The organism is Halomonas alkalisoli (assembly GCF_021412585.1).
GTDB lineage: Bacteria > Pseudomonadota > Gammaproteobacteria > Pseudomonadales > Halomonadaceae > Halomonas > Halomonas alkalisoli.
In genome coordinates this window covers 36,245-54,648 of the sequence record NZ_JAKCMI010000041.1, presented here as the reverse complement: position 1 = coordinate 54,648, position 18,404 = coordinate 36,245, and the positions used below count along the sequence as shown (strand labels likewise).

Here is an 18,404-nt window from a genome sequence, read left to right as displayed (position 1 = left end):
TGACGAGATGGAAGTCATTCTGCTCGATAATATTGGCAAGCTGGGCGGCCTGGGCGACAAGGTCGCCGTCAAGCCCGGCTATGGCCGCAACTACCTGGTTCCCTACGGCCTGGCCGTGCCGGCAACCAAGGACAATGTGGAAGCCTTCGAAGCGCAGCGCGCCGAGCTCGAGGCCCAGGCCGCCGAGCGCAAGGCCGAAGCCGAAGCCCGTGCCGCCCAGCTCAACGAGATCGAGCTGTCGCTGGTGTCCAAGGCCGGCGAAGAGGGCAAGCTGTTCGGTTCCATCGGTCCGCGTGACCTGGCCGAAGCGCTGGGCCAGGCCGGCATCGACGTCGCCAAGAGCGAAGTTCGCATGCCGGAGGGTCCGATCCGCCAGACCGGCGAGTACGACATCGACCTGCACCTGCATGCCGAAGTCGATGCGACCGTTCGTGTCGTGGTGGTAGCCGAGTAAGGCCCACCTCGTCACGTCGTACGCCAAGGGGCGCGGGGAAAATCTCCCCGCGCCCCTTGTTTTTGGTGACATCGAAGGGTGCGCCCATTTCGACTTTGGTAGCAAGATGGCTTTTTTTCTTTGCGTCGGCACGCTTAAACGATTAAGTTTTTCGCGACATGCCCGACGTAATACAACACGTCGGGCCTGCATGGCGAGGCCGGGTGGTGTTTTTTTGCCCGAAGACTTAAACGATTAAGATTCTTGGGCATGGCCTTGCCTGCTTTCTTGTTAAAACAACCATAAAAGGACTCACTGCATGAAGACTGCCATGCTCAGAACGCCTCTCGCTGCCGCCGTGGCTGTGGCCGGTATCGGTATCAGTGGCCTTGCCACCGCCGATAGCCTGGAACAGCGCCTGCTCGATCTGGAGAATCGCGTCGCGGCAGCGGAGCAGCGCGCCTCCGCCGCCGAACAGCGGGCCGAACTGGCCGAAGCACAGGCCGATGGCCGGCTCTCCACGGAAGAGGTGGAGGAGCGCCTCGCCAAGGTGGAGCGCCAGGCCAGCGGCGAAGAGGGCTTCTCCTTCAACGTCTACGCCCGCTCGGGCCTGCTGCTGGGCGAGGATCGCAAGAGTATCGAGGGTGGGCCCTACGTGACCCCGGCCGGCGGGCTGGGAGGGGCCGTGGGGAGACTGGGCAACGAGCCCGACACCTACGCCGAGGCGATCCTCAACTACCGCATGCAGTTCGACAACGGGGCCAAGGCCCTCTATCGCACGATGTTGGCCAGCGGCACCACGACCAGCAACGACTGGGACGGCGATTCCAACCTCAACGTGCGCCAGGTCTACGCCGAGTTCAGCGACCTGCCGAGCTTCACCGGCGCCTTCGAAAACGCCTCGATCTGGGCCGGCAAGCGCTTCGATCGCGACAACTTCGATATCCACTGGCTCGACAGCGACTTCGTGTTCCTGGCCGGTACCGGTGCCGGTATCTACGACATGCAGCTGGCCGACAACTGGCGCTCCAACGTCTCGCTCTATGGACGCAGCTTCAGCGACTTCCCGGTGCGTCCCGAGTTTCCGGGGGACGATGGCAGCACGGACAGCCTGATCCTGACTTCGAACAACTACTTCGGCAACTGGCAGTGGATGGTCAATGCCCTGTCGGCGGCCGATAACGACGAGCGCGACATCGGTGAAGGGCAGGCCGCCGCCGACAGTGGTTTCCAAACCATGGTGGCCTACCACGGTGACAGCTTCTTCGGCCTGGGCGAGGGCAACTTCAAGGTGGCGCTGCTCCACGGCCAGGGCCTGGGGGCCGAGGTCAAGGGGCTCGGCAGCGACGGCGATCTGACCGATGATGCCCAGGCCACCCGCCTCGGCATCTACGGCACCACCTACGTGGCGCCCAACTGGCGCTTCGCACCGGTGCTGTTCGGCGAGATGAGCAAGGACCGCTACGCCGATGGCGACGACTACAAGTGGCTGACCCTCAATGCGCGCCTGGTCAACGAGATCACCCAGAACTTCGAGATGCAGTACGAGGCCAGCTACCAGTACATGGACCTCGACCCCAATGGTCGCGGTGACCTCAATGCGGTGAGCGGCGACTTCGGCAAGTTCACCATCGCACCGACCTTCAAGCCCCAGGTAGGCGGCTTCTGGCAGCGCCCCGAGATCCGCCTGTTCGCTTCCTACACCGACTGGGATAGTGAACTCAACGATTACGATACGACGTCCGCCTTCGGCAGTGACGGTTTCACCGGCGGGCAGTGGAGCTTCGGCGTGCAGACGGAGGTGTGGTTCTGAGCTAGTCCCGGCAAAGCCGGGGGATAGGCTCGCGTGCTGTTTCGATCCTTGCCGCGACCGGAGACGGTCGCGGTTTTTGTATCGGTGAGAGGTGGGGCAGGCCACGCCCATCGGGTAGAATGGCACGGCCCGTTTCCATGTAGGTGGCCATGCCATGAACGACACCCTCGAGTTGGATCAGGAAACCGCTGCCCTGAAGATGCCGCCTCACTCGCTTGAGGCGGAACAGTCGGTGCTGGGTGGCCTGATGCTCGATAACCAGGCATGGGACACCGTTGCCGAGCGGCTGGTGGCGGATGATTTCTATCGCTACGAGCATCGCCTGATTTTCAATGCGATGACCGGCCTGTCCGAAGCCAGCCAGCCGCTGGATGTGGTAACGCTCTCCGAGGCGCTGGAAGGGCGTGATCAGCTCGGTACCATCGGTGGCCTCGCCTACCTGGCCGAACTGGCGCGCAATACGCCATCGGCCAGCAATATCCGCGCCTATGCGGATATCGTTCGTGAGCGAGCCACCCTGCGCAAGCTGATTCGGGCGGCCAGCCAGATCGCGGATGGCGCCTTCAGTCCCCAGGGGCGGCCGGCCGACGAGCTGCTCGACGAGGCCGAACGCCTGGTCTTCCAGATCAGCGAGGAGCGCCCCAAGTCCGGCGGGCCCATCGGCATGAGCGAGCTGCTGGCCAAGGCGGTGGATCGCATCGACGAGCTGTTCAACATGCAGGGCGAGATGACCGGGCTCTCCACCGGCTTTCGGGATCTCGACGAAATGACCTCCGGCCTGCAGCCATCCGACCTGGTGATCATTGCCGGGCGCCCCTCCATGGGCAAGACCACCTTCGCCATGAACCTGGTCGAGCACGCGGTGATCGCGAGCGACAAGCCGGTCATGGTGTTCTCCATGGAGATGCCCGCCGAATCGCTGATGCTGCGCATGCTCTCGTCGCTGGGGCGCATCGACCAGACCCGGGTACGTACCGGTCAACTGGAAGACGAGGATTGGCCGCGGCTGACTTCGGCGGTGAACCTGCTCAAGGACAAGCAGCTGTTCATCGACGACACGGCAGCGCTGTCACCCAATGAGATGCGCTCGCGGATTCGCCGGCTGGTGCGTGAGCACGGCAACATGGCGCTGGTCATGATCGACTACCTTCAGTTGATGCAGATTCCGGGCTTCTCCGAAAACCGGACCGGCGAGATCTCGGAAATTTCCCGCTCGCTGAAGGGCATGGCGAAAGAGTTTGGCTGCCCGGTGGTGGCGCTGTCGCAGCTCAACCGCTCGCTGGAGCAGCGTCCCAACAAGCGACCGGTGATGTCGGACCTGCGGGAATCCGGTGCCATCGAGCAGGACGCGGACGTCATCGCCTTCGTCTACCGTGACGAGGTCTATAATCCGGATAATCCCGATAATCAGGGGCTCGCCGAACTGATCATCGGCAAGCAGCGTAACGGCCCCATCGGTACGGTGCACATGGCCTTCATCGGGCGCTATACCCGCTTCGAGGACCTGGCGCCGGACACCTATGGTGAGTCGTTCGGAAACTGATCGTCTTCCCGGGCCTTGAGCCTGAGGGTGGGCACCGTATAATGCCGACCCCCCGACAGATCACCAGGAGGCAGCATGGCAAGCGGATTCAGACGCGGCAAACAGCAGCGCCCCCCGAAACTCGAGGCGCGTGGCGAGCTCCAGTCGCTGGAGCGGGAAGGGCCTTTCAAGGAGTGGCTGGGGATGCCTGACCTCTACCGTTTTCACCTGGTCGTGGAGGGTGAGGCGTACAGCTATCAGACCGAGGATCCCGAGCTCGCGGTGGCCGTTGGTGATCGCGTGGTGTTCCGCTACAAGGAGACCAAGGCGGGGAAATGGGTGGACCGCCGCTCGCTGGCCAAGGCCATCGATCCTTCCGACTACCAGTAGCCGTTTCTCCAACCGTCTGCTGAAAAAACTGCCTTATCGCGATTCCGCCGCAATACCCACTGCCTGGGCTCGGATCTCGGAACCCTCCCGCTGTCTGATAGTCATAGTTTCAATATGCTACTGTCATGCAAATGCTATCGGGCACAGTCATGCTGTGCCCGAGTTGCATCCGTTTCGCGCGACTTTTTCGCACTACGTTTTGTCTGTTACATGGAGGGAACCATGGACTTCAACGATCTCAAGGCCTTTGCAGCCAATCACGCTAACTACGAAATTCGCGTCATCACCCATTCCGGCAGCCACTGCTACCAGGTAGAGCTGGAGGATATGGATGGTGCCAGACACATGCTGACACGACGCGGCAAGCCCGTCGTTTTTCGCTCGCTGGAGGATGTCTATCTGGAACTGCAGCGAGCCGGTATCCATCGTGCCTTCCTGGTGCAGCACGTGCCTCAGGATGAGGTCATCGGCCGTGCGGCTCACTACCGGGATCCCCTGACCTCTCGGGTGCCATTGGTCTTCTGAGGCCCTGAAGCTTGCTTGAGAGCCGTGCTTATCCGGCCCGGGTCTTGGCCCCCTCCGGCTAGTCGGTTCTTCTCAAGCTGTACAAAGAAAAAATCAAGTACAGCTTTTGTCCCTTCCTGGGGGCTGGCCTGATAAACTGTCTCCTGTCGTCGATCACCGACCAGTACTCGTCATTGACCAGAAGGAGCAGCGTGCATGACCTCAGCGGTAGTTGAACAGGACCAGCCCGGCAAGGGGCGGCTGACCCATGCAGCAGCGGATCACCCGCCGGTGGCGAAGCGCAAGATCGGTATCCTGTTGGCGAATCTCGGTACGCCAGATGCCACCGACTACTGGTCGATGCGGCGCTATCTCAACGAATTCCTCTCCGACAAGCGGGTGGTGGACTACCCGGACTGGAAATGGCAGCCACTGCTTCAGCTCATCATTCTATCTCGACGTCCTTTCAGCTCCGGCAAGGCTTATCGTGGTATCTGGAATACCGAGAAGAACGAAAGCCCGCTCCTCACCATTACCCGCGATCAGACGCGCAAGCTCGCCGAGGGGCTAGAGGCGCTGTATGGCGATCAGGTGGTGGTCGATTTCTGCATGCGTTACGGCAATCCTTCTACCGACAGCGTGCTGCGGCGGATGCAGGCACAGGGCTGCGACCGCATCCTGTTCTTTCCGCTCTATCCCCAGTACGCCTCTCCGACCACCGCCACGGCCAACGACCAGGCGTTTCGTACGCTGATGAAGCTCAAGTGGCAGCCGGCGTTTCGTACCGTGCCGGCCTATTTCGATGAGCCGGCTTATCTCGACGCCCTGGCAGCCTCGGTGGAGGAGGGCTACGCTGCCGCCGAAACGCCGCCGGAGGTACTGGTGGCTTCCTATCATGGCGTGCCGAAGCGCTATCTGATGGAGGGTGACCCCTACCATTGCCAGTGCCAGAAGACGACGCGACTGCTCAAGGAGCGCCTGGGCTGGCCCGACGATGCCATCGTCACCGCATTCCAGTCGAAGTTTGGTCCGGAGGAGTGGGTGGGGCCGGCCACGGTAGAGCATGTGGCCGAACTGGCCCGCCGCGGCCACAAGCATATCGCAGTGGTATCGCCTGCCTTCTCCGCCGACTGCGTGGAGACCCTCGAGGAGATCGAGGAGGAGATCAAGGAGAGCTTCCTTGCCGCCGGTGGCGAACGGTTCACCTATATACCCTGCCTGAACGACCGCGACGACCATATCGCCGCGCTGCTTGCGGTCATTCGCCGCGAACTGTCTGGCTGGTGCTGAGAGCGCCTTTCTCCTGGCAACTCAGTCAACGAACGACGAAGCGGGCTGCCACGGCAGCCCGCTTCGTTGGTGTCTTGGGTCGTTGGTGTCTTGAGTGGCAGTGACTCAGCGGCGCATGCGCGAGCGCTTGGCCCTGCGATACTTCCACGGGTGCTTGGCTCGCGCCGGGCGCGCCACGCGGCTCTGGCCGACGTCCTCGTCGCGGAATTCAGGAACCGAACCGCGGGTACCGGTGATGAAGCGCAGGTGCATGTGCAGCCCGGTCTTGGCCAGCATGTGACCGGTCACCGGTGCAGTGATGAACAGGAACAGGGTGATCAGCAGCTCCTGGACGTGGAGTTCGCGCTGGGTCACGGTGAAATAGAGCATCGAGGCGATCAGGATGCAGCCGATCCCCAGGGTAGTGCCCTTGGTGGGGCCGTGCAGGCGCATGAAGAAGTCCTTGAACTGCAGCATGCCCAGTGAGCCGGTAAAGGCGAAGATGCCACCGGCCACCAGCAGGAAGGCGATCACGCCTTCGGTAATGACATAGAAGGTCATGGCGTCGTCCTCATTCGATGATATCGCCGCGCAGCAGGTAGCGACAGATGGCCATGGTGCTGACGAAGCCGAGCATGGCGATCAGTATCGCCGCCTCGAAGTAGGTCTTGGTGTTGAGCCAAAGCCCCAGCAGCACGATCAACGCGATGGAGTTCACGTACAGGGTGTCCAGTGCCAGCAGGCGGTCCGGGATGTCCGGGCCGATGGCGAGCCGATAGATATTCATCGCCATGGCCAGCACGATCAGCGTCAGGCTGATCAGCAGGGCGGTATCTAGCATTCGAAGATCTCCTTGAGCGGCCGCTCGTAGCGTTCGCGGATCTCGCGCACCAGTTCCTGCTCCTCGTCCATGTCCAGCACGTGAATCAGCAGGGAGGAGCCGTCCAGGCGGATATTGGTGGATACGGTGCCTGGTGTCATGGTGATCGTATTGGCCAGCAGCGTGATGACCAGCCGATCCTTGACCTCCAGCGGATATTCGACGAAGCCCGGGTGTGGCTCCCGCCGGGGCAACAATATCAGCAGGCTGACATGTGCGTTGGCCTTGACGATATCCCACATGACGTAGGTGACGAACCAGGCCAGCTTGAGCGGGTGCTTCACCCGGGGCAGGGGCTCCCAGAAGCCCTGGGTCAGCAGCGGTATCCCCACGGCCAGGAAGGTACCCAGCAATAGCTGGCCTGGCTCGATGCTGCGCACCATGAGCAGCCAAACCACCAGCAGGACAAGCGAGAGGGTGGGGGTGGGCAGGTAGCGTCCCATTGCTCTCATGGCGCGTCTCCGGTGGTGTCTTGAAACTGCACGATCTCCCGCACCGGGTCGTCACCCAGCAGCTGGCTAATCGGCTCTTGAGGGTTGGCCAATTGCTCGGCAGTTGCCTGAGTGTATGCGCTCACCGGCCCGCCGAAGACGACCAGCAGGGGGGCACTGGCCAGCAGCCATAGCACACCGGCCAGCTGGGCCCGACTCACCTTGCCGGTGGCAACCTCACCCTTGTAGCTGGCCCAGAAGAAGACCGAGCCCGCCCGGGACATGGCGATCAGGGCGCAAAGACCGGCCAGCAGCAGCAGCGGCCATAGCCAGAGTCGTGCGCTGCCATCCGCGGCCTGCATCAGCAGCAGCTTGCCCAGTGCACCGGCAAGCGGTGGCAGCCCGGCAACGGCCACGGCGGCAACCAGGAACAGGCCGCCAAGCAGGTGGCGCTGGTGCAGGCGTCGGGCACGCACCAGGCGGGTGCCTGCCTTGCCACGTTGCTGGCCGATCATTTCGGCGATCAGGAACAGGGCGCCGCAGATCAGGGTGGTATGTGGCAGGTAATAGAGCAGGGCGGTGGTCGCCGCTGGCGTGCCCAGGGCCGCCCCGGCCAGCAGGGTGCCTACCGAGACGAGGATCAGGTAGGCGATCAGGGGGCGCAGGTCGCGGGCGGCGAGGACCCCAATCGCGGCCAGTACGATGGTGGCCAGGCCCGACCACCAAAGCCAGGCGGTAATGCCGCCCGCCGCGGGGCTGTCGATGAAGATCATCGTCTGCACTCGCAGAATGGCGTACAGCCCCACCTTGGTCATGATGGCAAACAGCGCAGCAACCGCCGCTGGTGCCGCCGAGTAGGTGCGCGGCAGCCAGAAATAGAGCGGCAGCAGCGCCGCCTTGAGGCTGAATACCACCACCAGCAGCAGCGCCCCGGCGGTGACCAGGGCTGACTGGTCGCCCGTCATGGTAGCAACGCGGCGCGCCATGTCGGCCATGTTCAGGGTGCCCGTGGCGCCGTAGAGCACCCCCAAGGCAATGAGAAACAGGGCCGAGCCCGCCAGGTTCAGGATGACATAGTGGAGCCCGGCACCGACACGTGCCTTGCCGCCGCCATGCATCAGCAGCGCGTAGGAGGCGAGCAGCAGGATCTCGAAGAAGACGAAGAGGTTGAACAGGTCACCGGTGAGGAAGGCGCCATTGAGGCCCACCAGTTGGAGCTGGAAGAGGCCGTGAAAGTTGCTGCCCTTGGCATCGTCACCGGCGCTGGCGAAAAGAACACAGCCAAGGGCCAGCACGGCGGTGAGCGTCAACATCAGGGCCGAGAGCCGGTCGAGCATCAGCACGATGCCGTAGGGTGCCTGCCAGTTGCCCAGACCGTAGAAGGTCAGCTCGCCGCTGGCGGCTCGGTTCAGCAGCAGCAGGCTGATGAGGACCAGGGCCGCCGTGAGAGACACGCTGATGCGGCGATGGGTGGTGAAGCTAGCCTTGCCCATCAGCAGGAGTGCCAGGGCGCCCACCATCGGCAGCAGGATGGGCAGGATAATGAGATGCTGGTTCATCGGCCCACGTCTCCCTCTTCGCCCTGCTGGCCATCCACATGGTCGCTGCCCAGTTCACTACGGGCGCGAATGGCCAGGATCACCACGAAGGCGGTCATGGCAAAACCGATGACGATGGCGGTCAGCACCAGGGCCTGGGGCAGGGGGTCGGTGGGCGAGATCGACTCGCCGATGACGGCGGCCGCATGGGTGTTGAGGCCGCCGGTGGAAAACAGGAAGAGATTGACGGCGTAGCCGAGCAGGGCCAGGCCGACGATGACCGGAAAGGTCCGGCCGCGCAGCAGCAGGTAAAGGCCGCTGGCGGAGAGTACGCCGACCACCAGCGAGAAGAGGGCTTCCATCAGCGTTCCTCCAGCGTTGGGCGGTTCACGGTGGTGACGCGGCCCAGGTTGACCAGGATCATCAGGGTGGCGCCGACCACTGCCAGGTAGACCCCTAGATCGAAGAGCATGGCCGTGGCCAGTTCGATCTCGCCGATCAGCGGAATATGGAAATGGCCGAACGCCGAGGTCAGGAAGGGGTAGCCGAATAGCCAGCTGCCAAGGCCTGTGGCCGTGGCGATGGCAAGACCGGATACCGCCACTACCGGATAGGAGATCGGCAGGCGCTGCCGGGTCCAGTCATGACCACGGGCCAAGTATTGCAGGATCAGGGCCACGGCAGTGACCAGCCCGGCGATGAAGCCACCGCCGGGCTGGTTGTGACCGCGCAGGAAGATGTACACCGACACCAGCAATGCCAGCGGCAGCAGAATCTGCGCCACCACCGCCAGGATCATCGGATAGCGATGCCTTGACCAGCGTATGCCCTCCAGGTTGCCCGACGGCATGAACAGGCGCATGCGGTTGAGCAGCTTGAAGGTGGCAAGGCCTGCCAGGGTCAATACGGTGATCTCACCCAGGGTATCGAAGCCGCGGAAATCCACCAGGATGACGTTGACCACATTGGTGCCGCCACCGCCTGGCAGGCTTTCACGGAGGAAGTAGTCGGCGATGGTCAGTGTTTCACGGGTCAGCAGGGCGTAGGTGAGCATCGCCACCACCACGCCCAGGGAGGCGGCCAGGATCAGGTCGCGCAGGATTCGCCGTCCCGAGACCAGCAGGGGCGGGCGCTGGGGAAGGAAGAACAGCGCCAGGATCATCAGGATCATCGAGGCGACTTCCACCGACAGCTGGGTGAGCGCCAGGTCCGGGGCCGAAAACCGCACGAAGGTCAGCGAGACGGCGAGGCCAACCACCGAGAGCATGAGCAGCGACACCAGTCGCCAGCGATGGCTCAGGGCACTGCCGATGGCGCCGAAGATCATTAGCCCGGCCCCCAGGATCAACATGCCGTCCAGCGGCTGCAGGCTCCGTTCGCCGGTGAGGGAGCCGAGCTGGGTCAGGCCGATAGCGGTCATGATCAGGGCGGAAAGGATCAGCAGCGCCTGATAGCGCTGAAGTGAGCCGTTTTCCAGGCGCAGGGTCAGCCACAGCGTGATCTTGATTGCCCGCTGCATGGCCGCCTCGAAGACCAGCCCGGCGTCACGGGACGGAAAGAGTGCCGCGATGCCGGCGAAGTAACGCTGATGACGCAGCACCAGTATGCCGCCCGCCACCGCCGCCAGGCTCATCAACAGGGGGGCGTTGATGCCATGCCACAGCGCCAGGGTAAATAGCGGTGTGGTTTCGCCTTGTACCGCCAGGCTTGCTGCATTGACCAGGGGGGCGGCCAGCGTCATCGGGAAGAGACCTACCAGCAGGCTCATGGCTGCCAGGAAGAGCCCCGGGGCCAGCATGCCGCGCGACGGGTCGTGGACCTTCATCGGCGGCTGGGCCTTCTGCTCACGGGTCAGCTTGGGCTCGGCGAAGAAGAGGCTATAGATCAGTCGCAGCGAATAGGCGACCGAGAGCATGGCAGCCACCACCACCAGCATCGGGATGACCACGCTCAGGGCTCCCAGCAGGTTATTGATGAGGCTCTGCTCGAACAGCATCTCCTTGGAGAGAAAGCCGTTGAACGGGGGGAAACCGGCCATGGCGGATCCGGCGAGGATCGTCATGGTGCCGGTGAGTGGCATCATCGACCACAGGGCGCCCAGGCGATCGATATCCCGGGTGCCGGTCTCATGGTCGATGATGCCCACCATCATGAACAGCGCCGCCTTGAAGGTGGCGTGGTTGAGGATGTGAAACACGGCGGCTACGATGGCCAGCGGGCTGCCCAGCCCCAGCAGCAGGGTGATCAGACCCAGGTGGCTGACCGTGGAGAAGGCCAGGATACCCTTGAGGTCGCGCTCGAGCAGGGCGAACCAGGCGGCATAGAGCATGGTGGCGAGGCCCACCAGCGACAGTGCCACGGCCCAGAGTGCCGTATCCCCCAGCGCCGGATTGAGTCGCGCCATCAGGAAGACACCGGCCTTGACCATGGTCGCCGAATGGAGGAAAGCCGACACCGGCGTGGGGGCGGCCATGGCATGGGGCAGCCAGAAGTGAAACGGGAACTGGGCCGACTTGGTGAAGGCACCGAAGAGCACCAGCACCAGGATCAGCGGATAGTTGGCCGAGGCGCGTATCGTGTCGCCGGCGGCCAGCACATCACCCATGGCGAAGCTGCCGACCGCCTGGCCTATCAGCAGGATGCCGGCCAGCAGTGCCAGCCCACCGGCACCGGTGACCGTGAGCGCCATGCGCGCGCCGCGACGGGCGTCGCTGCGATGGCCCCAGAAGCCGATCAGCAGGAATGACGAGATGCTGGTCAGCTCCCAGAACAGCCACAGCAGCAGCAGGTTGTCGGCCATGGCAATCCCCAGCATGGCCGTCATGAACAGCATCATGTAGGAGAGGAAGCGGCCATCGTCCTCGGCGGCACTCAGGTAATGGCCGGCATACAGCAGGATCAGGCTACCGATACCCAGGATCAGCAGGGCGAACAGCAGCGTAAGGCCGTCGATTCGCAGCGCCAGGTCGAGTCCCAGCAGGGGCATCCAGGGTATCTGTAGGCTGACCACGTCGCCGGCGAACACGGCTGGGGCATGCATCAATACCAGGCTCAGCGCCACCAGGGGGGCGATCAAGGTGGCTGCGACGCAAGCCTTGCGGCCATAGCGGGAGGTCATGATCGGCACCAGGGTGCCAATAATGGTGAGAAGAGGAATCCACAGCAATGACATTGGTGGTTCATCCATTCTGGCGGCGGATCGGTGACATTGCGCCACGTTAAGGGAGAGTTAGGCGTGGCGTGAAATGTGCCGGTTACCAAGTGGCTCATCGGAGCGATCGAAGATCGCCTGACTGGCGCGTTGGGAGCGACGAATGAAGAAACGGAGGGAAATCGCTATACTACCAAGCCGTTTCGCCGAGCGGTCTGTGCCAATTGCTGCCAGCTGCGGCGCAGAGTCTAAAGCTTTTGCGGTGCAATATACAGTGTGGGAAGGTCGTATCTGGCTTATCCATTGGGCGTAATACCGTGCTTGGCCGTGGCGGTGGAAACCTATCAGGCGGCGTTCATTTGCACGTTCGATGAGCGCTTGTCAAAGTGGCAGCGGCGCGTGATGCACCTCGCCGTTCGTGACGAATCAGATCGCCTGCCGTCGATCGAGGCAGGCATCGGCAAGGCGGCGAATATGCCGGTACCCCCTGACGGAAGAACGACTATGAAGAGAGCTGCATGATGCAACTAGCCGTGCTATCGGGTTTCTTGCTGGCCGCCTTTGCCCCGCTGCTGCATCGCTGGTTCGGGGCGAATACAAGCTTCGTGCTGGCTGCCTTTCCGGCCGCCCTGGCGCTGGGGTTCCTGAACCTCATGCCCGCGGTGATGAGCGGGGAAACGCTGACTTTTGGCGTGGAGTGGGTGCCTTCGCTGGGCATGAGTCTGACCTTCGTCGTCGATGGGCTCTCGCTGCTGTTTTCCCTGTTGATCACGGTGATCGGCACCTTCGTGCTGATCTATGCCGGCGGTTATCTCAAGGGCCATCCCGACCTGGTGCGTTTCCATATCGCCCTTGTGGCTTTCATGGTGTCGATGCTTGGCCTGGTGCTGGCCGATGGCCTGATCACGCTGTTCGTCTTCTGGGAGCTGACCAGCGTCACCTCCTATCTGCTGATCGGCTTCAATCATGCCGACCTGGAGGCGCGCAAGTCGGCCCGTCAGGGGCTGTTCGTCACCTTCGGCGGTGGGCTGGCGCTGATGGCGGGGCTGGTGATGCTGGGCAATGCCGGCGGCAGCTGGTCCTTCGCCGAGCTGGGCACCATGGGTGACGTGCTGCGTGAGCACGATCTCTATGCGCCGCTGCTGATTTGCCTGCTGCTGGGCGCCTTCACCAAGTCGGCCCAGTTCCCGTTTCACTTCTGGCTGCCCAACGCCATGGCCGCCCCCACGCCGGTGTCGGCCTACCTGCACTCGGCGACCATGGTCAAGGCCGGGATCTACCTCATGGCACGACTGCAGCCGAGCCTTGGCGGCACCGATATGTGGGTCGGTATCCTCTCGGTGGTGGGGGCGATCACCATGTTCACCGGCGCCTTCCTGGCCATTCGCCACACCAATATCAAGAAGCTGCTGGCCTACTCCACGATCATGGCGCTGGGTACCCTGACCATGCTGCTGGGTATCGGCACCGAAGGTGCGCTCATCGCCTTCGTCACCTTCCTGCTGGCCCACTCCCTCTACAAGGGCGCGTTGTTCATGGTGGCGGGTATTCTCGATCACGAGACCGGCACCAAGGACGTGACCGCCATGGGGGGGCTGCGCTCGCTGATGCCGGTGACGGCGCTGGTCGCAATGCTCGCCGCCCTGTCGCTGGCCGGTGCGCCGCCGCTGTTTGGCTTCATCGCCAAGGAGCTGATGTTCGAGTCGGTTCTCGAGGCGGGCGCCTTTCGCGGGCTGATGCTGCTGCTGGCCTTCTCGGCGGCTTTTCTGACCATTGGCGTGGCCGCCATCGTGGCCCTGAGGCCCTTCTTCGGCGAGCGACGCGCCACCCCGCGGGTAGCCCACGAGGCGCCGGCCTCGATGTTGCTCGGCCCTGCCGTGCTGGCAGTGCTCTCACTGCTGCTAGGGCTCGTACCGGTGCTTGCCGGCATGGGGTTGCTGACGGCGGCCGCCTCGGCGGTGATGGGCGAGCCGGTCACCGTCTCGCTGGCGCTGTGGCACGGCATCAATCTGCCCCTGATCATGTCGCTGGTCAGCCTGGCCCTGGGCTACCTGCTGTTTCGGCACTGGGATCGGGTGCGTGCACGTCTGGCGAGGCTCGACCCCCTGATTGCGCGAGGCCCCGAGGCAGGGTATGAAGCCTTCATGCACTGGATCACCGTCGTCTCCGACTGGCAGACCCGTATCCTGCAGAACGGCTATATGCGCAACTACCTGATGGTGATGGTGCTGACCCTGATCGCGTTGATCGGTAACTCCCTGTTGCTTCGTCACTCCCCGGAGATCGCCTTCCATCTCGACGTCCGCTTCCACGAAGTGGTCGTGGTTTCGATGATGGTGATGGGGGCGCTGTTTGCCGCCATCACCCGGTCGCGACTGAGTGCGGTGGTGTCGGTGGGCATCATGGGCTTCTCCATTGCCCTGACCTTCATCCTGTTCAGCGCCCCCGACCTGGGTATCACCCAACTGCTGGTGGAAACGCTGACCGTGATCCTGCTGGTGCTTGTGCTCTTCCGCTTGCCTCGCTTCGCCAGCCTGTCGACCCCCCTGGAACGAGTGCGCGACTTTCTGGTGGCGGGCAGCGTGGGTGTGCTGATCACCCTGCTGGTGCTGACCGCCTGGGGGATCGACCAGTTCGTGCCCATCTCGGGCTACATGATCGAGAACAGCGTGCCGCTGGCCCATGGGCGCAATATCGTCAACGTGATCCTGGTGGACTATCGGGCTCTTGATACCCTGGGCGAGATCTTCGTGCTGGCTCTCGCGGCGATCGGGGTCATTGCCATGCTCAAGCTGCGGGCGGCCGAAAAGCCCAGGCTGGCGTCGAAGGAGAAGGAGTCCGCCGATGGTTAAGTCCGGTACCCTGATACTGCATACGGCGGCCCGGATCCTGATGCCGCTGCAGCTGCTGTTTTCCGTGTTCCTGCTGCTGCGAGGCCACGATGAGCCGGGTGGGGGCTTCATTGCCGGGCTGGTGGCCGCCGGCGCCTTCACGCTCTACCTGTTCGCCTTCGGGGTCAGCGCCACCCGGGAGGTGCTGCGCATGGTCGACCCCCGTGACCTGATCGGCATGGGCCTGTTGCTGGGCATGATCTCGGTGTTTCCCGCCTGGTTCATGGATCAGCCATTCCTGACCGCCCAGTGGTGGGAGATACCCGGTATCGACTTCAAGGCTTCGAGTCCGCTGATTTTCGACGTCGGCGTCTACCTGGCGGTGCTGGGGTCGGTGCTGGCCATGGTCATGACGCTGATGGAGGTGGACAAGGATGAACCCTGATCGTACCGGCGTTGCCGACGTCGCCCCGTCAACTCGCGCTGGAGGTTCGTTATGGAGCCGGTAATGGCCGTGGCCATTGGGCTGCTGTATGCATCGGCGATCTTTCTGATGCTGCGTCGCTCGATCGTCAAGCTGGTAATCGGGCTGATGCTGCTCTCCAATGCCGCCAACCTGTTGATCTTCACCTCGGCGGGCATGACCCGTGGGGCGCCGCCCCTGATTCCCGAGGGGCTGACGGCGCCACTCGGCCCGGTGGCAGACCCCTTGCCCCAGGCGGTGGTGCTCACCGCTATCGTGATCGCCTTCGGCGTGCTGGCCTTTGCCGTGGTATTGATCCGACGTGCCTACGAGATCGTCAAGGCCGATGACCTGGACAAGATGAAGGAAACCGATACGTGAGGCCTGAAGTTGCACTGCCCGTTCTCCTGCCCTTGCTGTCGGGTGCCTTGTCGCTGTTGTTCTGGCGCTCGCGATCCACGCAGCGTTTCATCGCCGTGGCCGGGAATATCGCGCTGCTGGGTGTGGCGCTCTGGCTGCTGGTATCGGTAAGCCTGGACGACTATGTGGTGATCCAGATGGGGGGCTGGGAGGCCCCCATCGGGATCACCCTGGTCGCCGATATGCTCAGCGCGGTGATGATCGTGCTGACCGGCATCATCGGGCTGGCGCTGGCGGTCTATTCGCTGGCCTCCACCGGCCCCGGCCACGAGAAGTTCGGCTACTATCCCCTGATGCACCTGCTGCTGGCCGGCGTTGCCGGAGCCTTTCTCACCGGTGATATCTTCAACCTCTATGTCTGGTTCGAGGTGATGCTGGTGGCCTCCTTTGCGCTGCTGATTCTGGGTGGCGAAAAGGCGCAGATGGAGGGGGCGATCAAGTACGTGACCCTCAACCTGCTGGCGTCGGTGATCTTCCTGACCGCCATCGGGCTGCTCTATGGAATGGTCGGCACGCTCAATATGGCCGATATTGCCCAGCGCCTGGCCGCGGCCGAGAACCAGGGCATGGTCGAGGTGCTGGCGGTCATGTTCATGATCGCCTTCGGCATCAAGGCGGCGGCCTTTCCGCTCTTCTTCTGGCTGCCGGCCTCCTATCACACGCCGCCGGTGGCGGTTTCGGCCCTGTTCGCAGGGCTGCTGACCAAGGTCGGGGTCTACTCCCTGTATCGTGTCTTCACGCTGATGTTCGACCAGACTCTGGGGTATACCCAGGATCTGCTGCTGTGGGGGGCGGCGCTGACCATGGTGACCGGCGTGCTCGGGGCCGCGGCGCAGTTCGAGTTCCGGCGTATCCTCTCCTTTCATATCGTCAGCCAGATCGGCTACATGATCCTCGGGCTTGCGCTGTTCACGCCGCTCGCCATTGCCGGCGGGATTTTCGCGGTGATGCACAACATCGTGGTCAAGACGAACCTGTTCCTGATCAGCGGTATCACCCGGCGGCTCCAGGGTACCTATGAGCTCAAGAAGATGGGAGGGCTCTACCGCGAGCGTCCCTGGCTGGCCGTGGCCTTCTTCCTGTCGGCTTTTTCCCTCGCCGGCATCCCGCCGCTTTCGGGCTTCTTCGCCAAGTTCGTCATCGTGCGCGCCGGTATCGAGGCCGGCGCCTACGTGGTCACCGGCGTCGCCCTGGCGGTCGGCCTGCTGACGCTCTACTCCATGGTCAAGATATGGAACGAGGTGTTCTGGAAGACCCTGCCCGAGGACAACCTGGTGCCGGTGGAGCAGACCGTGGTGGGTGACGACAGCCGCATGGTGCCGGCGAGCCTCTGGCTGATGTACCTGCCGGTGGCGGTGTTGGCACTCTTTGCCCTGTTGATTGGCCTGTTTGCCGAGCCGCTGATGGTCGCCATGAACCACATCGGCGACCAGCTGATGAATCCGCAGGGCTACATCGAGGCGGTGCTGGGAGCCGAGGTGGGCATCGAGGATGTTCTGGTCGAGGGGCCTGACGAGGAGATGACGCCATGACGGGGGCGATATGGAACCTGCTGCTGGCCCTGGCCTGGGTCATTCTCAGCGGCGACTTCTCGGGGCCGAACCTGGTGATCGGCCTGGTGTTCGGCTATATCACCCTGGTGCTGATCGAACCCCAGGTGCCGGCTCTCAAGGGCTATCCGGGCCGCATTCCACGCATCCTGCGTTTCCTCGGATTCTTCATCAAGGAGCTGGTCCAGGCCAACCTGCGTGTCGGTTTCGACATCCTGACGCCACCCTGGCACATGAAGCCGGGCGTGATCGCCATGCCGCTGGAGGCGCGGACCGAGCTGGAGATCACCATGGTCGCCAACCTGATCTCCCTGACCCCGGGCACGCTTAGCCTGGATGTCTCCGACGATCGCAAGGTGCTCTACATTCATGCCATGTTCCTCGACGACGAGGAGGAACTGCGCCGCAACCTCAAGGAAATGGAATGTCGTGCCCTGGAGCTGTTCCGTTGAGTTCGATGATGGTGAGGTGGTGATGTGGATACCGTAATCCTGATCAGCCAGGTGCTCATGAGCTTCGCCCTGATCCTGGCCTTCGTGAGGGTGGTTAGAGGCCCCAGTCTGCCCGACCGGGTAGTGGCGCTGGAGCTGTTCGCCAGCATCGTGGTGGGCATGGTGGGTGTCTATGCCATCAAGATGGATGTTTCCAGCTTTCTGGATGCCGCCATCGTTATCGCGCTGATGGGCTTTCTGGCCGCCATCGGCTTCGCGCGTTTCCTGGAGCGTGGAGGGCCGAGGGATGATTGAGATGATCAAGGGCTTCCTGATTCTCACCGGGGCACTGTTCATGTTGCTGGCGGCGCTGGGTATCCTGCGCCTGCCCGACCTGCTGACACGCATGCATGCCACGACCAAGGCGGCGGCGCTGGGGGTGATCCTGATCATGCTCTCGGTGGCCGTGCATTTCGGCGAGGTGGCGGTGGTGGCCCGTGCCTTCGCCATCATCGTCTTCGTGGTCATGACGGCGCCGGTGGCGGCACACGTGATCGGTCGAGCCGGCTATTTCGTGGGCTCGAAGCTCTGGTCCGGCACCGTGAAGGATGAGCTACGGCCCAACTACGACCCGCTGACACATGAGCTGAAGAGTGGCCTGGAGACCGAGGCCAATGCGGTGCACCAGCCCCGGGAGAGCGATCCTTCCTGACGAGGCGGGGGTTACAGAAATCGACGATCCGATGACCAATGAGGCTGGTTTCGCCTGCGCTTCTGG

19 protein-coding genes are annotated in these 18,404 nt (G+C 63.1%); 13 read left to right on the top strand and 6 right to left on the bottom strand.

The features are described 5' to 3' along the window. Window positions 1-7 precede the first annotated feature (7 nt). The 6 genes from rplI to hemH all read left to right on the top strand — a co-directional run bounded on the left by rplI (window position 8) and on the right by hemH (window position 5,952). Window positions 8-454 (top strand): 50S ribosomal protein L9, encoded by a 447-nt coding sequence (rplI, locus tag LY622_RS18285; protein WP_234282129.1) that lies wholly within the window; start codon window positions 8-10, stop codon window positions 452-454. A 298-nt stretch (window positions 455-752) separates the two neighbouring features. Beyond that, window positions 753-2,246: a carbohydrate porin gene (locus tag LY622_RS18280; protein WP_234292188.1), complete on the top strand. Its 1,494-nt coding sequence runs from the start codon at window positions 753-755 to the stop codon at window positions 2,244-2,246. Window positions 2,247-2,400: 154 nt separating this feature from the next. Beyond that, complete coding sequence (gene dnaB, locus LY622_RS18275) at window positions 2,401-3,789, top strand: replicative DNA helicase (RefSeq protein WP_234282127.1); 1,389 nt, start codon at window positions 2,401-2,403, stop codon at window positions 3,787-3,789. 75 nt (window positions 3,790-3,864) lie between these two features. Continuing rightward, on the top strand, window positions 3,865-4,158 hold the full coding sequence (locus tag LY622_RS18270; RefSeq protein ID WP_234292187.1) for a hypothetical protein: 294 nt from the start codon (window positions 3,865-3,867) through the stop codon (window positions 4,156-4,158). Window positions 4,159-4,380: 222 nt separating this feature from the next. Then, complete coding sequence (locus tag LY622_RS18265) at window positions 4,381-4,683, top strand: DUF6482 family protein (RefSeq protein WP_234292186.1); 303 nt, start codon at window positions 4,381-4,383, stop codon at window positions 4,681-4,683. A gap of 195 nt (window positions 4,684-4,878) precedes the next feature. After that, window positions 4,879-5,952, top strand: coding sequence for a ferrochelatase (hemH, locus tag LY622_RS18260; protein WP_234292185.1), 1,074 nt, complete (start codon window positions 4,879-4,881; stop codon window positions 5,950-5,952). A gap of 105 nt (window positions 5,953-6,057) precedes the next feature. On the opposite strand, the gene LY622_RS18255 is transcribed toward hemH, so the two are convergent. Genes LY622_RS18255 through LY622_RS18230 form a run of 6 tightly spaced genes read right to left on the bottom strand, consistent with a single transcriptional unit; the run spans window position 6,058 to window position 11,952 of the window. Then, window positions 6,058-6,492 carry a Na+/H+ antiporter subunit G gene (locus LY622_RS18255; RefSeq protein WP_234292184.1) on the bottom strand — a complete coding sequence of 145 codons (435 nt, stop codon included), beginning with the start codon at window positions 6,490-6,492 and terminating at the stop codon, window positions 6,058-6,060. 10 nt (window positions 6,493-6,502) lie between these two features. Next, window positions 6,503-6,772 (bottom strand): K+/H+ antiporter subunit F, encoded by a 270-nt coding sequence (locus LY622_RS18250; RefSeq protein WP_114480071.1) that lies wholly within the window; start codon window positions 6,770-6,772, stop codon window positions 6,503-6,505. Then, window positions 6,766-7,263 carry a Na+/H+ antiporter subunit E gene (locus LY622_RS18245; protein WP_234282118.1) on the bottom strand — a complete coding sequence of 166 codons (498 nt, stop codon included), beginning with the start codon at window positions 7,261-7,263 and terminating at the stop codon, window positions 6,766-6,768. The genes LY622_RS18250 and LY622_RS18245 overlap by 7 nt, the downstream gene beginning before the upstream one ends. Then, complete coding sequence (locus tag LY622_RS18240; RefSeq protein WP_234292183.1) at window positions 7,260-8,801, bottom strand: monovalent cation/H+ antiporter subunit D; 1,542 nt, start codon at window positions 8,799-8,801, stop codon at window positions 7,260-7,262. The genes LY622_RS18245 and LY622_RS18240 overlap by 4 nt, the downstream gene beginning before the upstream one ends. Continuing rightward, window positions 8,798-9,142: a Na+/H+ antiporter subunit C gene (locus LY622_RS18235; protein ID WP_043512874.1), complete on the bottom strand. Its 345-nt coding sequence runs from the start codon at window positions 9,140-9,142 to the stop codon at window positions 8,798-8,800. The genes LY622_RS18240 and LY622_RS18235 overlap by 4 nt, the downstream gene beginning before the upstream one ends. Beyond that, on the bottom strand, window positions 9,142-11,952 hold the full coding sequence (locus LY622_RS18230) for a monovalent cation/H+ antiporter subunit A (protein WP_234292182.1): 2,811 nt from the start codon (window positions 11,950-11,952) through the stop codon (window positions 9,142-9,144). Before LY622_RS18230 ends, LY622_RS18235 begins: the two co-directional genes overlap by 1 nt. Before the next feature lie 500 nt (window positions 11,953-12,452). On the opposite strand from LY622_RS18230, the gene LY622_RS18225 reads away from it, so the two are divergent. The 7 genes from LY622_RS18225 to mnhG are packed head-to-tail and all read left to right on the top strand — an operon-like array spanning window position 12,453 to window position 18,338. Then, window positions 12,453-14,783 (top strand): putative monovalent cation/H+ antiporter subunit A, encoded by a 2,331-nt coding sequence (locus LY622_RS18225; RefSeq protein ID WP_234292453.1) that lies wholly within the window; start codon window positions 12,453-12,455, stop codon window positions 14,781-14,783. Further along, window positions 14,776-15,207: a Na+/H+ antiporter subunit B gene (locus LY622_RS18220; RefSeq protein ID WP_114573663.1), complete on the top strand. Its 432-nt coding sequence runs from the start codon at window positions 14,776-14,778 to the stop codon at window positions 15,205-15,207. The genes LY622_RS18225 and LY622_RS18220 overlap by 8 nt, the downstream gene beginning before the upstream one ends. A 51-nt stretch (window positions 15,208-15,258) precedes the next feature. Continuing rightward, a complete protein-coding gene (locus tag LY622_RS18215; protein ID WP_066448887.1) occupies window positions 15,259-15,606 on the top strand; it encodes a Na+/H+ antiporter subunit C in 348 nt (115 codons plus the stop codon). Further along, window positions 15,603-17,177, top strand: a complete 1,575-nt coding sequence (locus LY622_RS18210; RefSeq protein ID WP_234292181.1) for a Na+/H+ antiporter subunit D — start codon at window positions 15,603-15,605, stop codon at window positions 17,175-17,177. The genes LY622_RS18215 and LY622_RS18210 overlap by 4 nt, the downstream gene beginning before the upstream one ends. Continuing rightward, entirely contained in the window at window positions 17,174-17,647 is a 474-nt protein-coding gene (locus LY622_RS18205) for a Na+/H+ antiporter subunit E (RefSeq protein ID WP_234292180.1), read from the top strand. Before LY622_RS18210 ends, LY622_RS18205 begins: the two co-directional genes overlap by 4 nt. Window positions 17,648-17,671: 24 nt before the next feature. Then, window positions 17,672-17,941 carry an MrpF/PhaF family protein gene (locus LY622_RS18200; protein WP_234282108.1) on the top strand — a complete coding sequence of 90 codons (270 nt, stop codon included), beginning with the start codon at window positions 17,672-17,674 and terminating at the stop codon, window positions 17,939-17,941. Then, window positions 17,934-18,338, top strand: a complete 405-nt coding sequence (gene mnhG / locus LY622_RS18195; RefSeq protein WP_234292179.1) for a monovalent cation/H(+) antiporter subunit G — start codon at window positions 17,934-17,936, stop codon at window positions 18,336-18,338. Before LY622_RS18200 ends, mnhG begins: the two co-directional genes overlap by 8 nt. Window positions 18,339-18,404 lie beyond the last annotated feature (66 nt).

Bases quoted from the DNA above. Each gene is read 5' to 3' on its own strand.
- rplI (WP_234282129.1), top strand. From the start codon at position 8: ATGGAAGTCATTCTGCTCGATAATATTGGCAAGCTGGGCGGCCTGGGC.
- LY622_RS18280 (WP_234292188.1), top strand. From the start codon at position 753: ATGAAGACTGCCATGCTCAGAACGCCTCTCGCTGCCGCCGTGGCTGTG.
- dnaB (WP_234282127.1), top strand. From the start codon at position 2,401: ATGAACGACACCCTCGAGTTGGATCAGGAAACCGCTGCCCTGAAGATG.
- LY622_RS18270 (WP_234292187.1), top strand. From the start codon at position 3,865: ATGGCAAGCGGATTCAGACGCGGCAAACAGCAGCGCCCCCCGAAACTC.
- LY622_RS18265 (WP_234292186.1), top strand. From the start codon at position 4,381: ATGGACTTCAACGATCTCAAGGCCTTTGCAGCCAATCACGCTAACTAC.
- hemH (WP_234292185.1), top strand. From the start codon at position 4,879: ATGACCTCAGCGGTAGTTGAACAGGACCAGCCCGGCAAGGGGCGGCTG.
- LY622_RS18255 (WP_234292184.1), bottom strand. From the start codon at position 6,492: ATGACCTTCTATGTCATTACCGAAGGCGTGATCGCCTTCCTGCTGGTG.
- LY622_RS18250 (WP_114480071.1), bottom strand. From the start codon at position 6,772: ATGCTAGATACCGCCCTGCTGATCAGCCTGACGCTGATCGTGCTGGCC.
- LY622_RS18245 (WP_234282118.1), bottom strand. From the start codon at position 7,263: ATGAGAGCAATGGGACGCTACCTGCCCACCCCCACCCTCTCGCTTGTC.
- LY622_RS18240 (WP_234292183.1), bottom strand. From the start codon at position 8,801: ATGAACCAGCATCTCATTATCCTGCCCATCCTGCTGCCGATGGTGGGC.
- LY622_RS18235 (WP_043512874.1), bottom strand. From the start codon at position 9,142: ATGGAAGCCCTCTTCTCGCTGGTGGTCGGCGTACTCTCCGCCAGCGGC.
- LY622_RS18230 (WP_234292182.1), bottom strand. From the start codon at position 11,952: ATGTCATTGCTGTGGATTCCTCTTCTCACCATTATTGGCACCCTGGTG.
- LY622_RS18225 (WP_234292453.1), top strand. From the start codon at position 12,453: ATGCAACTAGCCGTGCTATCGGGTTTCTTGCTGGCCGCCTTTGCCCCG.
- LY622_RS18220 (WP_114573663.1), top strand. From the start codon at position 14,776: ATGGTTAAGTCCGGTACCCTGATACTGCATACGGCGGCCCGGATCCTG.
- LY622_RS18215 (WP_066448887.1), top strand. From the start codon at position 15,259: ATGGAGCCGGTAATGGCCGTGGCCATTGGGCTGCTGTATGCATCGGCG.
- LY622_RS18205 (WP_234292180.1), top strand. From the start codon at position 17,174: ATGACGGGGGCGATATGGAACCTGCTGCTGGCCCTGGCCTGGGTCATT.
- mnhG (WP_234292179.1), top strand. From the start codon at position 17,934: ATGATTGAGATGATCAAGGGCTTCCTGATTCTCACCGGGGCACTGTTC.